This is a genomic window from Falsiroseomonas frigidaquae (genome assembly GCF_012163145.1).
Lineage (GTDB): Bacteria > Pseudomonadota > Alphaproteobacteria > Acetobacterales > Acetobacteraceae > Falsiroseomonas > Falsiroseomonas frigidaquae.
The window spans coordinates 153,355-165,786 of record NZ_JAAVTX010000005.1 but is presented as its reverse complement, the minus strand read 5'-3'; the positions used below and the strand labels follow the sequence as shown (position 1 = coordinate 165,786).

The 12,432-nt window shown below is 71.4% G+C and carries 13 protein-coding genes and 1 pseudogene; 8 read left to right on the top strand and 6 right to left on the bottom strand.

Features of this window, described 5'->3' with window-relative positions:
- The first annotated feature begins 84 nt into the window (after positions 1-84).
- From pdxH to HB662_RS16995, 5 genes are all read left to right on the top strand, one after another.
- Positions 85-627 carry a pyridoxamine 5'-phosphate oxidase gene (gene pdxH / locus HB662_RS17015; protein WP_168051798.1) on the top strand — a complete coding sequence of 181 codons (543 nt, stop codon included), beginning with the start codon at positions 85-87 and terminating at the stop codon, positions 625-627.
- Complete coding sequence (locus HB662_RS17010) at positions 624-2,087, top strand: AAA family ATPase (RefSeq protein ID WP_168051023.1); 1,464 nt, start codon at positions 624-626, stop codon at positions 2,085-2,087. The genes pdxH and HB662_RS17010 overlap by 4 nt, the downstream gene beginning before the upstream one ends.
- Before the next feature lie 71 nt (positions 2,088-2,158).
- Positions 2,159-3,037: a universal stress protein gene (locus HB662_RS17005; RefSeq protein WP_168051022.1), complete on the top strand. Its 879-nt coding sequence runs from the start codon at positions 2,159-2,161 to the stop codon at positions 3,035-3,037.
- Positions 3,038-3,172: 135 nt separating this feature from the next.
- A complete protein-coding gene (locus HB662_RS17000) occupies positions 3,173-3,883 on the top strand; it encodes a pirin family protein (RefSeq protein WP_168051021.1) in 711 nt (236 codons plus the stop codon).
- A 145-nt stretch (positions 3,884-4,028) separates the two neighbouring features.
- Positions 4,029-5,465, top strand: a complete 1,437-nt coding sequence (locus HB662_RS16995; protein WP_168051020.1) for a calcium-binding protein — start codon at positions 4,029-4,031, stop codon at positions 5,463-5,465.
- A 12-nt stretch (positions 5,466-5,477) separates the two neighbouring features.
- Here HB662_RS16995 and HB662_RS16990 read toward each other — a convergent pair whose 3' ends face one another.
- The 6 genes and pseudogenes from HB662_RS16990 to HB662_RS16970 form a co-directional block, all read right to left on the bottom strand.
- Positions 5,478-6,263, bottom strand: a complete 786-nt coding sequence (locus HB662_RS16990; protein WP_168051019.1) for a hypothetical protein — start codon at positions 6,261-6,263, stop codon at positions 5,478-5,480.
- Between the two features lie 4 nt (positions 6,264-6,267).
- Positions 6,268-7,278 carry an NADP-dependent oxidoreductase gene (locus HB662_RS16985; RefSeq protein WP_168051018.1) on the bottom strand — a complete coding sequence of 337 codons (1,011 nt, stop codon included), beginning with the start codon at positions 7,276-7,278 and terminating at the stop codon, positions 6,268-6,270.
- 27 nt (positions 7,279-7,305) lie between these two features.
- Positions 7,306-7,551 carry a CcdB family protein gene (locus tag HB662_RS16980; RefSeq protein WP_245185703.1) on the bottom strand — a complete coding sequence of 82 codons (246 nt, stop codon included), beginning with the start codon at positions 7,549-7,551 and terminating at the stop codon, positions 7,306-7,308.
- A gap of 1 nt (position 7,552) precedes the next feature.
- Positions 7,553-7,633, bottom strand: a pseudogene (locus HB662_RS30080) (hypothetical protein); the annotation flags it as partial.
- A gap of 13 nt (positions 7,634-7,646) precedes the next feature.
- Positions 7,647-7,892, bottom strand: a complete 246-nt coding sequence (locus HB662_RS16975; protein WP_168051016.1) for a type II toxin-antitoxin system CcdA family antitoxin — start codon at positions 7,890-7,892, stop codon at positions 7,647-7,649.
- Between the two features lie 56 nt (positions 7,893-7,948).
- Complete coding sequence (locus HB662_RS16970) at positions 7,949-10,000, bottom strand: 4Fe-4S dicluster domain-containing protein (protein ID WP_168051015.1); 2,052 nt, start codon at positions 9,998-10,000, stop codon at positions 7,949-7,951.
- Positions 10,001-10,111: 111 nt separating this feature from the next.
- Between HB662_RS16970 and HB662_RS16965 the strand changes: the two genes are divergently transcribed.
- Genes HB662_RS16965 through HB662_RS16955 form a run of 3 tightly spaced genes read left to right on the top strand, consistent with a single transcriptional unit; the run spans position 10,112 to position 12,428 of the window.
- A complete protein-coding gene (locus HB662_RS16965) occupies positions 10,112-10,834 on the top strand; it encodes a biotin/lipoate--protein ligase family protein (protein ID WP_168051014.1) in 723 nt (240 codons plus the stop codon).
- Positions 10,831-11,370, top strand: a complete 540-nt coding sequence (locus tag HB662_RS16960) for a DUF6505 family protein (RefSeq protein WP_168051013.1) — start codon at positions 10,831-10,833, stop codon at positions 11,368-11,370. The genes HB662_RS16965 and HB662_RS16960 overlap by 4 nt, the downstream gene beginning before the upstream one ends.
- Entirely contained in the window at positions 11,367-12,428 is a 1,062-nt protein-coding gene (locus HB662_RS16955; RefSeq protein ID WP_168051012.1) for a DUF6352 family protein, read from the top strand. Before HB662_RS16960 ends, HB662_RS16955 begins: the two co-directional genes overlap by 4 nt.
- Positions 12,429-12,432: the final 4 nt, after the last annotated feature.

Sequence of the window (12,432 nt, the reverse complement as noted above, 5' to 3'; positions counted from 1 at the left end):
CACCTGTCTGGCCCCGCCTGCCCAGGAGTATGCCCCTTGGATTCGCCTACAACCGAAGACCCCATCGCCATCTTCGAGGCCTGGATGGCGGAGGCGGCGAAGACGGAGCCGAACGACCCGAACGCGGTCTGCCTGGCCACCGCGACGCCGGAGGGGCGGCCCTCGGCCCGCATGGTGCTGCTGAAGGGCGTCGATCAGGCCGGCTTCGTCTTCTACACCAACCTCGAAAGCCGCAAGGGCCAGGAACTCGCCGCCAACCCCTTCGCCGCGCTGTGCTTCCACTGGAAGACCCTGCAGCGTTCGGTGCGGGTGGAAGGCGCTGTGCAACCGGTGACCGCGGCGGAGGCCGACGCCTATTATGCCTCCCGCGCCCGCGGTTCGCGCATCGGCGCCTGGGCGAGCCGGCAGTCCCGGCCGCTCGAATCCCGCTTCGCGCTGGAGAAGGCGGTGGCGGAGCAGACGCTGCGCTTCGGCCTGGGCGAGATCCCCCGCCCGGCGCATTGGTCCGGTTTCCGCCTTCTGCCGGATCGCATGGAATTGTGGCGCGACATGCCGTTCCGGCTGCATGAGCGCCGCGTCTTCCACCGGGACGGCGCCGGCTGGCGGATCGAGATGCTGTACCCGTGACCATTCCCCAGGATCAGGCCCCGGTCGCGGCGCTGTTGCGGCGCCTGGCGGGGGCGGATCCGGTGGAGACGCATATCTCGGCCGTCTTCATCGGCCGGGACACGGTGTGGAAGCTGAAGAAGGCGGTCCGCCTGGGCTTCCTGGATTTCTCCGGGCTGGCGGCGCGGCAGCATTTCGCCCGGCGCGAATTGGAGCTGAACCAGCCCCATGCGCCCGGCCTGTACCGGGACGTGGTGCCGGTGACCCGCGCGCCGGATGGCACCCTTGCTGTGGATGGCGCGGGCGAGCCGGTGGAGTGGGTGCTCCGCATGGCGCCGGTGCCGAAGGATGACTTTCTCGATGTCATCGCCCGGCGTGGCGCGCTGACGCCGGAATTGCTGGATGCAACCGCGGATGCCGTGGCGGCACTGCACCAGGCCGCAGCCCCGGCGCCGCCCGGCTTCGATGCGCCCGCCGCCATGGCCCGCGTGCTGGCGGGAAATATCCGCGACTGCCGCGCCACCGGCCTGCCGGAGGACCGCGTCGCGGCACTTGGCGCCGGCATGGCCGCGCGGCTTGCGGCGCTCGGCCCGCATCTGGCGGCGCGCGCGACGGCGGGGCATGTGCGGCGCTGCCATGGCGACCTGCATCTGGGCAATCTGTGCCTGTGGCAGGGAAGGCCAACGCCCTTCGACGCGCTGGAATTCGACGAGGCGCTGGCCACCACCGATACCGGCTACGACCTCGCCTTCCTGCTGATGGATCTGTGCCGGTCCGGCCAGCGCCCGGCGGCTAACCGGGTGATGAACCGCTACCTGGCGCGCACCGGCGATTTCGGCCTACTGCCGGCGCTCGGCTTCTGGATGGCGCTGCGGGCCATGGTGCGGGCGCATGTCACGGCACGCCGTGGCGCGGATGGGCTGGCCTATCTGGCGGCGGCGGAGGCGCATCTGCGCCAGGTTCCGCCGCGGCTGGTGGCGGTGGGTGGCCTTCAGGGCACCGGCAAGACCTGGCTGGCCCGGCAGATCGCGCCCGATCTCGGCGTCGCCCCCGGCGCGCTGCACCTGCGCACGGATGAAACGCGCAAGCGCCGCGCCGGCGTGGCGCCGGAGGCACGGCTGCCGCCCGAAGCCTATGCCGAGGCGGAAAGCCGCGCGGTGCATGCCGAGATCTTCGCCGCCGCCCGGCAGGCGCTGGCGGCCGGGCACAGCGTGGTGCTGGATGCGGTGTTCCTCGACCCGGCGCAGCGCCAGGCGGCCGAATCGGCCGCCGCGCCGTACCCCTTCATCGGCTTCTGGCTGGCCGCGCCGCTGGACCTGCTGCGCCGCCGCGTTGCCGCACGAACCGCCGAGGGCCGCGATGCCTCCGATGCCACGGTCGATGTGCTGGACCAGGCGGCGGCGGCCGATCCGGGGCCGATCACCTGGCAGGTGCTGGACGCCACCGCACCGCTGGGGCCTGCGCGGGCCACGCTGGCGTGACGCCGCGAAACTAGGGCATAAAGTCCTCGGGAAGGCTTTTCGCACCCAAATCTGGATGAAGGAGAGGCGCGATGGCTTATCGCCGCCTGTTGCTGCCATTGACCGGTACCGCGGCCGGGGAAGCCGCGCTCGCCACGGGCCTGATGGTCGCGCGGATCTGGAGCGCGCATCTGCACTGCCTGCATGTGCGCGTCGATGCGCGCGATGTCGCGCCGCTGGCCGGCGAAGGCCTGTCGGGCGCCATGATCGAGGAGATGATGGCCGCCACCGAGCGCGAATCCGGCGAACGCGCCGGCCGCGTCCGCGCGCTGTTCGAGAAGTTCACCGCCACCCATGGCGACCTGACCATGGCCGCGGACCCGAACACTGCGCTGAAGGTGCCCGGCGTCACCCTGTCCTTCGAGGCGATCGCGGGGCGTGAGGAGGATATCGTCGCGCAGCAGTCGCGCCTCTACGACATGGCGGTGGTGCCGCATCCGGAGGCGGATGAGGATGTCTCCTCCTCCGACGCGCTGCATGCCGTGCTGTTCGATTCGGGCCGCCCGGTGCTGATCGCGCCGCGCACGGCGCCGGAGGTGATGGGCTCCCGCGTCTGCATCGCCTGGAACGGCAGTGCGGAAAGTGCGGCCGCCGTCGCGGCTGCGCTGCCCTGGCTGCACCGCGCCCAGGCCGTCCGCATCCTGCATTCCCAGGACTACCAGCGGCGCGGCCCGGCGGCGGAGGGCATCCAGGCCTATCTGCGCTGGCACGAGATCGACGCCGAGGTGGTCGCCTTCAAGTCGCAGACCCGCGAAGTGGGCGCGGGCCTGCTGGGCGCGGCACGGGATTTCGGCGCCGACCTGATGTGCCAGGGCGCCTACAGCCATTCCCGCCTGCGCCAGCTGATCCTGGGTGGCGTCACCCGGCATGTGCTGGAGAATGCGGAAATCCCGATCCTGATGTGCCGCTGATCCGGCCGGGGTCATTCACCGGCTGAATGGCCCCCATCCCGGCTTCGTTGCTGCGCCGCCGGGCCGGCACGCCTATCTCTCCGTCCAACAGAAGCGCCCCGGTTCCGTACCGGGGCGCAGGAACGGAGAAAATCGATGATCGATGTCCGCCCCTTCGCCAGCCTCGGCGGCGCCAACCATGGCTGGCTCAAGGCGAAGCACCACTTCTCCTTCGCCAACTACAACGACCCGAAGCGCATGAGCTGGGGCCGGCTGCGCGTGTGGAACGACGACGAGATCGCCCCCGGCACGGGCTTCGATGCGCATCCGCATCGCGACATGGAAATCATCACCTATGTCCGCGAGGGCGCCATCACGCACCGGGACAATCTGGGCAATGAGGGCCGCACGGCGGCGGGGGACGTCCAGATCATGTCCGCCGGCAGTGGCGTGGTGCATGCCGAGTACAACCTGGAACCCGATGTGACGAAGATCTTCCAGATCTGGATCACGCCGGATGTGCGTGGTGCAAAGCCGAACTGGGGTGCCAAGGAATTCCCCAAGGTGGCGCGTGACGCCGGGTTCGAGGTGCTGGCTTCCGGCCGCCCGGGCGATGCCGGCTCGGGCGCGCTGCCGATCAACGTCAATGGCGCGGTGCTGGCGGCGACGCTGGCCAAGGGCCAGACGCTGACCCAGGCGCTGGAGCCCGGCCGCGCCGCCTATCTGGTTGTCGCGAAGGGCGCGGCGACGGTGAACGGCGCTTCGCTGGCCACCCGCGACGGCGCCGGCATCGTCGACGAGCCCGCCATCCAGATCACGGCCGAGGAGGATGCGGAACTGGTGATGGTCGAGGTGGCGAAGGAGTAGCCGGTGAGGCGGCCCCAGGGATTAGCCCCGGGGTCGCCGATTCGTCTCATGTGGCTAGATTTCCGGCATTGATTTCCAGAACGTTGCGCGCCTTTATCCATTGTGGGGCGCCCGAACGGTGGCGCCGCCCCAAGGGAGCGCCTGCATGCTTGTCGATGTCGTCAATCTTGGCCGAGTCCAGTTCCTGGGCTTCACCGCGATCACGCCGGTCTGGCTGTTCACCACCGGGCCGCTGCAGGCGGTCTCCGTGCAGGTCGATGACTGGGGCAATGGCGTGTCGGAACTGGTCACGCCGACCGAGCCGAGCTTCGCCTTCACCTGGGCCTTCAGCTATGTGCCGCAGCCCGGCGAGGCGCTGCTGGTCGACGGCGTCGCCAGCTTCACCGCCAACCTGCTCGACCCGCCCGGCGATACCCAGGTGGAGCATGTCTCGATCCATCTCAGCCCGGATCTCGCCACGCCGCAGGACCGCGACGAACGTGACGATTTCCGCAGCCTGATCGTCACCGGCAGCGGCAACGACACGCTGGTAGGCGGTGCGCAGCGCGATACCGTGCATGGCGGCCAGGGTGGCGACCTCATCATGGGCATGGCCGGCGATGACGGGAGCTATGGCGAGGGCGGCAACGACACGCTGATCGGTGGAGCGGGCAACGACTACCTCCAGGGTGGTGCGGATGATGACCGCGTGGTCGGCGGCTTCGGCGACGACGCGCTGTATGGCGATGAAGGCAACGACACGCTGACCGGCGGCGACGGCAACGACTTCATGCAGGGCGGTGCCGACGACGACCATCTGCTTGGCGGTGCCGGTGGCGACGGGATCTTCGCCGGCGCGGGCAACGACGTGCTGTCCGGTGGCGATGGCAATGACGACATGGATGGCGGCGCAGGCCAGGACATCCTGCGGGGCGGCGGCGGCCGGGACTTCATGTATGGCGTCGACGGCGCCGACACGATGCGCGGCGAGAACGGCGACGACTTCATTTCGGGCGGCGACGACGCCGATCGCATCCAGGGCAATGCCGGCGCCGACGAGATCGATGGCGACGCCGGCAACGACCTGCTGAATGGCGGCGACGGCGCCGATACGCTGGATGGTGGCGACGACGATGACAGCGTGCTGGGCGGCGCGGGCGACGACCTGCTCTACGGCAATTGGGGCAACGACCTGGTCAATGGCGGCGCCGGCATCGACCTGATCCTGGGTGGCGCCGGGGACGACACGCTGATCGGCGGCGCCGGTGCCGATACGATCTTCGGCAATGTCGGCTCCGACCTGATCCAGACCCAGGCCGATGGCGACCAGGACGTCTTTGTCTACACCTCCTTCGAGGATGGCGGCGACATCATCCGCGGCTTTGTCAGCGGCGAGGATCAGATCCGCCTGTTCCTGCCGTTCAGCGGGCCGCTGGTGCAGGGTGAGGCGCCTGTGGGCGGGGAGGGGCCGACCCTTCTGTTCAACACCACCAATGGCGATCTGAGCATGGATATGGACGGGCCGGGGGGCGGCGACGCGGTGCTGATCGCGACGCTGCGCGGCGTCTCCGCCCTGGCGGAAGGCGACGTGATCTTCGGCTGAGGCGCGCTTCGCTCAAGGCGCTGGGGCAAGCTGCCGCAGCGCCTCACGCAGCACCCCTACCGGGTCCCGTCCGGGGCCGCGCGTGACCAGCGCGCGGTGGCAACCCGGCAGCACCTTCTGTTGCGCGCCGGGCAGCAGGGCGGAAGCGACCGGTACCAGCCCGTCATTCGGCCCGGCGCCCTGTGCCAGCATCCAGCGCGCTAGCGGATGGTAGATTCCGTCGTGCCAGTCGCCGCCCTCCGGCCCGAGATCGGTGGCCAGGGTCAGCACCGGCAGCGCGGCGGTCAGCGCCGCGATTTCCGCCGCATGGGCGCGCATCCAGTCCTGCCGTACCGGCGTCGTCAGGTCCCGCAGCCCGCGCCCGGTGCCGAGCCGCGACAGCCGGGCCGCATGATGCACCGCCAGCAGCACCGGCCGCCGCCGCAGCACCAGGTCGGCGACCGGGGAGCCGAGGAAGGGCGTCTGCAAGGCGATGAATCCGCGGCAGCGTTCCGCCATGCCGGGCCGCAGCAGCGCCGCCAGCGCCTCCAGCCCGCCCTTGGAATGGCCGACCAGGATGGAAGGGCGCGGATCGGCCAGCATGGCGGCGGCGATCCGCCCGGCATTGACACCGACCGGCGCGGCGGTTGGCAGCTTCACCACCTGCGCCGCGACGCCTAGCCCGGCCAGCCAGGCCAGCTGCGCGCCCATGTAGTCGAGGCCGACCGGGGCGAGGCCGGCGATCACCTCCCCCAGCAGGCCGTAGCACAGCAGCACGCGGGTGCCGGCCAGCCTCTCGGCCAGCACGGCGTCCTGCATCGGCTCAGTCCAGCGCGACGAGCTGCTTGCCGAAATTCTGCCCCTCCAGCATCCCCATGAAGGCGGCGGGGGCATTGGCCAGGCCGTGCGCCACATCCTCCCGCCACTTGATCCGCCCGGCCTTGATATGGCCCAGCATTTCCTTGCGGAACTGCCCATAGCGCGGCCAGCCGGTGTCGGAGACGATGAAGCCCTGGATGCGCAGCCGCTTGCGCACCACGGGCCCGAGATTCGGCCCCGGCGGCGCCCCCGCGGCGGCGGCGCCGGGGGCGGTGTTGTATTGCGAGATCATGCCGCACATCACCATGCGGCCGAAATCTCGGAAGCGCGGGAAGACCGCCGCCTGAACCGCGCCGCCGACATTCTCCCAATAAACGTCGATGCCATCCGGGCAGGCGGCATCGAGCTGCGCATCGAGGTTGCCGCGGTGGTCGATCGCGGCGTCGAAGCCCAGCGTGTCCTTCACGAAGGCGCATTTCTCCGCGCCGCCGGCGATGCCCACCACCTTGGCGCCACGGATCTTGCCAAGCTGGCCCGCCACCTGGCCCACGGCACCGGAGGCGGCGGAGACCACCAGCATCTCCCCGGCCTTGGGCTGGCCGATATCCTCCAGCCCGACCCAGGCGGTCAGCCCCGGCATGCCGAGGACGCCGAGCGCGGTGGAGGGCGGCGCCTCATCCGGGTCGATCGCGATCAGCGACTTGGCCGGCCGCACCGAATAGCTCTGCCAGCCGAAGCCGCCCAGCACCCAGTCACCCTCGCGGAACCTGGCATCGCTGCTGGCCGCCACCTGGCCCACCGCCCCGCATTCCATGACGCCGCCGATGGCGACCGGGGCGGAGTAGGATTTCACGTCATCCATGCGGCCGCGCTGGTAGGGGTCCAGCGAGATGAAGCGGTGCTGCACCAGCACGTCGCCGGGGCCGGGATCAGGGATCGGGGTTTCCACCAGCCGGAAGTCCTCGGCGACGGGTGCGCCCTGCGGGCGGCGGGCGAGCAGGATCTGCTGGTTCATCATTGCTGGGTCCTCCGGGTTGTCCGCTCAGCCATGGGCGCGCGAGATCGCCTCGTCCACCGCTGCGACGATGCGCGTCGCGCTGTTGTCATCGGCCGGCGAGCCGACCAATGGGCCGAGGGCGCCGCGCGGGATGGCGGTGGTCTGCAGGATGTCGAGGATGACCGGGCGGCCCGCCACGGTGAAGCGGGGTAGGGGTGGCTGGTGGGCGCAGTGGTGCCGCCGCGCCGCCATCGAGCAGCGGCGCGACCAGGCGTGTCGGCACATGGTCATGCGCCCGGGATTGCAGCACGACCACGAAGGGAACGGCGGCGCGGTCGGCGCCGAGGTTCCGGTGCACGTCGAACTGCGCCATCAGCGGCAGGTCGTCAGAATTGCCGGTATTCCTCGGCCCAGAAGCCGTGCTTCTCGATGAAGGCGTTGGTGAAGCGGGCATGTTCCTCCGCCGCCGCGCGGCTTTCGGCCAGCTTCGCATCCTGTTCGGCGAGATGGGCTTCCAGCAGCCGCTCGATCGTGCCGGGCAGGTCGCGGTTCAGCTTCTCCGCGCGCTGCACCAGCGCCTCGTCCAACTCCTGCACCACCGGGCGCTTGCCGCCGGGGAAGGGGGCGTTCATGCGGAAAGCTCCTGCCTACGCCACATCAAGCTAGGCGGGCGACGGCGCGCCCGCAATCAGGACGTCTCCCGCTTCGCCCGCTCCGCCTCCCGCAGCCAATCCTCCGTGGTCTTGGCCACCGGGCGGTCGGGGCCGGCATAGGGGTCCAGCGCGGCATCGGTCGCGGCGAAGGGGCGGCAATCCTCGCACAGCCGCAGCAGTGCCAATTGCTTTGGGTCACGGAACATCCAGTGGCCGCCTTCCTGCAACTTGCGGGTCACCCGGTCGATCTGCGACTTCACGCCGAAGGGTTTCGCGCAGCGTTCGCAGCAGAAGGGGTCCTCCTGCTTCACAACCTGCATCCGCGCCGCCTCCGGCGCCAGGTTCAGCCGCGGCTCCAGCGTGATGACCTTCTCCGGGCAGGTCGTGGCGCAGAGGCCGCATTGCACGCAGGCATCCTCCAGGAAGCGGAGCTGCGGTGTCTCGGGGTTCGCGGTGAAGGCGGCGGTCGGGCAGACCATGGTGCAGGCCAGGCACAGGGTGCAGCCCGCCGTATCCACCTTCGCCTGGCCGAAGGGGGCGAGTGCGGGCATCGGCAGCACCGCCTCCCGCCGGTTCATTCCCTCGGCCAGGGCACGCCCGGCCTGGCGCAGCATCTCCCGCGGCGTGCCGATGGCCAGGAAGGTGGCGGGCGGGAAGGGCAGGCCGCGGCGGGGCAGGCCGGCCAGTTGCTCGCCCAGCGTGAAGGGGTCGTCCGTCTCGATCGCGGCGGCGCGGGCTGCGCCGTGTTCGGGCACCGCCAGGCCGGACAGGATCTGCGTGGCGAAATCCAGGTTCCGCAGCACGCCCTCCACCCCATGCGCGCGGCGGCCGCGCAGCAGCAGGCGGATCTGCGCCGCACCCCAGGCGAAGCCGGCCAGCAGGAAGGCGAGGTCGAGCTGCGAGACCTCGTTCACCCGCAGCGGCAGCACGCGCGCCGGCAGGCCGCTGCCGTGGCGGGCCAGCGCGTCGATCAGCGCCTCGCCATGCTCGGCATCATGCACCAGCACCGCCGGCGCCTCGCCGCCCGCCTCGCGATAGGTCAGCAGCAGGGCGCGCAGCCGGCGCAGCAGGTTCTCCGACGCCGGCAGGGCGTAGCTGGCGGCGCCCGTGGGGCAGACGGCGGCGCAGGCGCCGCAGCCGGCGCAGATCTCGGCGGAGATCACCACGCTGTCGCGGCGCGTCAGGGCCCCGGGCGTGATGGCGCCGGTCGGGCACAGATCCAGGCAGCGGGTGCAGGCCACGCGCTTGTTGCGCGAATGGGCACACAGCCCCGCATCGAAGTCGATGAAGCGCGGCTTGTCGAACTCGCCCACCAGATCCTTCGCCGCGCCGATCGCGCGTTCCACCGCGGCGGCATCCGCGGGGTCGGCGCGCAGATAGCCCTGGCGCACTTCCGCGGCCGGGAACAGCGGTGCGCCGCCGGTCAGGTCCAGCAGCACGTCGCAGCGGCTGACCGTGCCATCGCGCCGCGGCCCCCATTCATAGGCGGTGCGGGAGGAAGGGCGCGGCATGGCGTGGCCATCCACCACCACCTCGAAGGCGCCGAGCCAGCCGGTCGCGCTGCGGGCGTGGCCCCGCGCCACCGGGAATTCCGCGGCCCGCAGCGGGGCGATGGGCGCGCTGCCATCCAGCAACACCGTCACATCCAGCGCGCCCGCCAGGCGTTCGGCCGCATGCAGCGAAGCCTCGTCCCGGCCAAGGATCAGGGTGACGCCCTCGCTTTTCAGCGGCACCAGCGGCGTCGCGGGCATCGGCACGGCGGCGGCGGCGATCAGCGCCGCCATCTTCGGCCCGGCGGCCTTCGCCTCCGCCGACCAGCCGGCCGTCTCGCGGATGTTCACGAAGTCGAGCGGCTGCGCGAAGCCGGCATCCTCCGCCACCTCGGCAAATAGTGGCGCCTGGGCGGTGCAGGCGACCGTCACCGGTACATCCTCCGCCAGGGCGGCAAGGAACCGGTCGAGTTGCGATTGGCAAAGCTGTTCCGCGAGGCGCGGCGCGCCGCCGGCGCAGCCGCGTGCGATGGCGCGGCCATCCAGCGGCATCGTGTCCTCGCAGGTGCAGGCGAAGGTGATGGGGGATCGGGTCATGCGGGCGCCGGGCGTCCTCGTGCCTGCCCCGGCTCTAGGCCAGGTGGTTGACCCGTCATATATCCCCAGCCTCGCGCCCTTGCGAGGGACACCGGGAAAGACACCGCCGCCGTGACAACCGGCCTGCCCGATCTGCCCACCGCCTTCAGCCCCGTCATTGCCCTGCGCGAGGGTGGCGATGCCCTGCGCCGCGCCGTGGAACTCGCCCCGCAGCATGGCGCCGGCACACTGGCCTGGGTGCGCTCCGTCGCGCGGATCGAGGCGGCGGTGGTGCTGGAGCCGGAACTGCCGCTGGCCGCCGCCCGCCCGGCGCTGTTCGCCGCCGCCAATGCGCTGGCTGATGCGCTGGGCGCCTATGGCCCGGCGGAGGTCGCCATCACCCTTGGCTGGCCGTCCACGATCCACGTCAATGGCGGCCGCATCGGCCGGGCCCGCCTCGCCTGGCCGCATGGCGCGGCGGAGGAGGCGGTGCCGGATTGGCTGGTGGTGGGCATCGAGGCGCGGCTGACCTTCCCCGCCGGCTGGGAACCCGGCCATGGCCTGCAACAGACGGCGCTGCGCGAGGAAGGCTGGGCGGAGGAGGATGTCTCCGCCGCCGAGCTCACCGCCGCCTGGGCGCGGCACCTGATGGCGGGGCTGGCCGAATGGCAGCACCCCGGCCCGCAGGGCGGCTTCCGCCGCCTGGCCGACCGGTACCTGTCCCGCATGGAGGCCGCGCCCTGGATGGGCGAGGCACGGCGTGGGCTGGACCCGGCGACCGGCGCGCTGGTGCTGGAACAGGATGGCACGCGCCGCCTGCACCCGCTGGCCGCCGCACTGATGGAGGCCGCATGACGCATCGCCTGCCGCGCACCCTGCGGCTCGACCCTTCCGACACCGTGATCTTCGCCGAGCCGGCCGAGCCGGGCGAATGGGCGGTGCCGGGTGGCTTCGAATTCTGGGACGAGGCGCCGGAATCCCTGTCCGGCAAGCGCCGTCAGGCGTTCCGGGGCGGCTTCCTCGGCCTGACCTCCTTCGGCTGGTCCACCCTGGTCGAAGTGGCGGAGGCGAGCGAGGTGGAACGGGCTGCGGCGCTGGCCGCGCTCGCCCGGCACATCCGCACCCGCCATGGCGCGCCCGATGACGCGGCGGCGGAGGACGCGGCGCGGGAGGAGATCGCCTTCGCCGAAAGCCTCTGCGACCATCCGCCCGGCACGGTGCTCGCCCTGTCCCGCAGCGTCGAGGACGGCCAGGTGCGGGAGCGTTTCCGCACCCTGCATCGGCGCGAGACGCCGCACAGCCAGTTCACCAGCCTGCCGGTCTTCGCCGTGGTGGAGAGCGAGGACGAAGCCGTGGAGCACCCCGACCTGACCCGATTGAACCGGCCATGAGCGCCCCCGCAGGATTGGCCCCCCTCGGCCTGGCCCCGGGCGATTTCTGGGTCGCTTCCGGCCACCATCTGTGCGACCGGGACGAGCAGGGCCGCATCCTCGGCACGCCCGATCTCTGGCGCGCCTTCTGCGCCCGGCCGGAGCTGGTGCCGCCGGAGGAGGCCTGCCCGGCGGAGCGCGCGCTGCATGCCGCGCTGCTGGCCGACCCGATGCGGGCGGTGGCGGCCGCGGAGCTGGCGCGGCTGGCGGATGCGGATGCGCGGGAGAATTTCGCGGTGTTCCTCGGCTTCCGCGACCGGGTGGCGGCGCAGCCGAGCCTGGAAGCAGCCTGGCTCGACCTGTTCCGCGGCGGCGTGCAGGGCGTGCCGCCGATCTTCCTGCAGATGCTGACCCACCTCGTGACCCGAGCCGCGCTGGAGGGGGTGGAGGATGCCTTCACCCTGCGTGCGGCGGAGCTGTTCTTCCGCCCGCAGCGCGCCGCCATCCACCAGGGCGCGCTGCTGCTGGCCGATGAGGAAGTGCTGGAGATGCGCGGCGCCGATGGCGGCTTCGGCGCGCTCGGGCAGTTGCTGGTGGAGGCCGGATCGCCGCCCCGCGAGGTCGAGCTGGATGTGCTGTCGGAGGACAATGCGCCGCTCTATCGCGGGCGGTCGGATGCACATGATTTCGCGCTCGACATCGCCGAGAACCGGCCCGGCCAGCACGGGCTGGCGCGCGCGCTGGAACGCTTCATCGGCCATGTGATGGGGGAGGAGGTGACGATCCGCCCGGTGCCGGTGATCGAGGACCGCAACTGGACCTGGCATGTCGGGCTGGATGCGGAGGCGACGGGCATCGCCAATGATCTGTGGCAGGGCAGGAAGGTGAAGCAGGCGCGGCTGGCGCGCATCCTCTGGCTCGGCGTGCTGGATTTTCAGGAATCGTCCCGCGTGCTGCCGCGCGTCGCGGGCAAGCCGGTGTATCTGGCACTCGCCATGGATGCGGCCCAGAAGCTGCGGATGAAGCCGCAGAACCTGGTCGCCGGCCTGCCGCTGCGGGCGCGGGAGAATGGCGCATGACCCC

What these genes read in the sequence shown, in the direction of transcription:
- HB662_RS16970 (WP_168051015.1), bottom strand. Translation starts at nt 10,000, where the DNA reads ATGACCCGATCCCCCATCACCTTCGCCTGCACCTGCGAGGACACGATG.
- HB662_RS16960 (WP_168051013.1), top strand. Translation starts at nt 10,831, where the DNA reads ATGACGCATCGCCTGCCGCGCACCCTGCGGCTCGACCCTTCCGACACC.
- pdxH (WP_168051798.1), top strand. Translation starts at nt 85, where the DNA reads ATGGCGGAGGCGGCGAAGACGGAGCCGAACGACCCGAACGCGGTCTGC.
- HB662_RS17005 (WP_168051022.1), top strand. Translation starts at nt 2,159, where the DNA reads ATGGCTTATCGCCGCCTGTTGCTGCCATTGACCGGTACCGCGGCCGGG.
- HB662_RS16995 (WP_168051020.1), top strand. Translation starts at nt 4,029, where the DNA reads ATGCTTGTCGATGTCGTCAATCTTGGCCGAGTCCAGTTCCTGGGCTTC.
- HB662_RS17000 (WP_168051021.1), top strand. Translation starts at nt 3,173, where the DNA reads ATGATCGATGTCCGCCCCTTCGCCAGCCTCGGCGGCGCCAACCATGGC.
- HB662_RS16990 (WP_168051019.1), bottom strand. Translation starts at nt 6,263, where the DNA reads ATGCAGGACGCCGTGCTGGCCGAGAGGCTGGCCGGCACCCGCGTGCTG.
- HB662_RS16955 (WP_168051012.1), top strand. Translation starts at nt 11,367, where the DNA reads ATGAGCGCCCCCGCAGGATTGGCCCCCCTCGGCCTGGCCCCGGGCGAT.
- HB662_RS16985 (WP_168051018.1), bottom strand. Translation starts at nt 7,278, where the DNA reads ATGAACCAGCAGATCCTGCTCGCCCGCCGCCCGCAGGGCGCACCCGTC.
- HB662_RS16975 (WP_168051016.1), bottom strand. Translation starts at nt 7,892, where the DNA reads ATGAACGCCCCCTTCCCCGGCGGCAAGCGCCCGGTGGTGCAGGAGTTG.
- HB662_RS16980 (WP_245185703.1), bottom strand. Translation starts at nt 7,551, where the DNA reads ATGACCATGTGCCGACACGCCTGGTCGCGCCGCTGCTCGATGGCGGCG.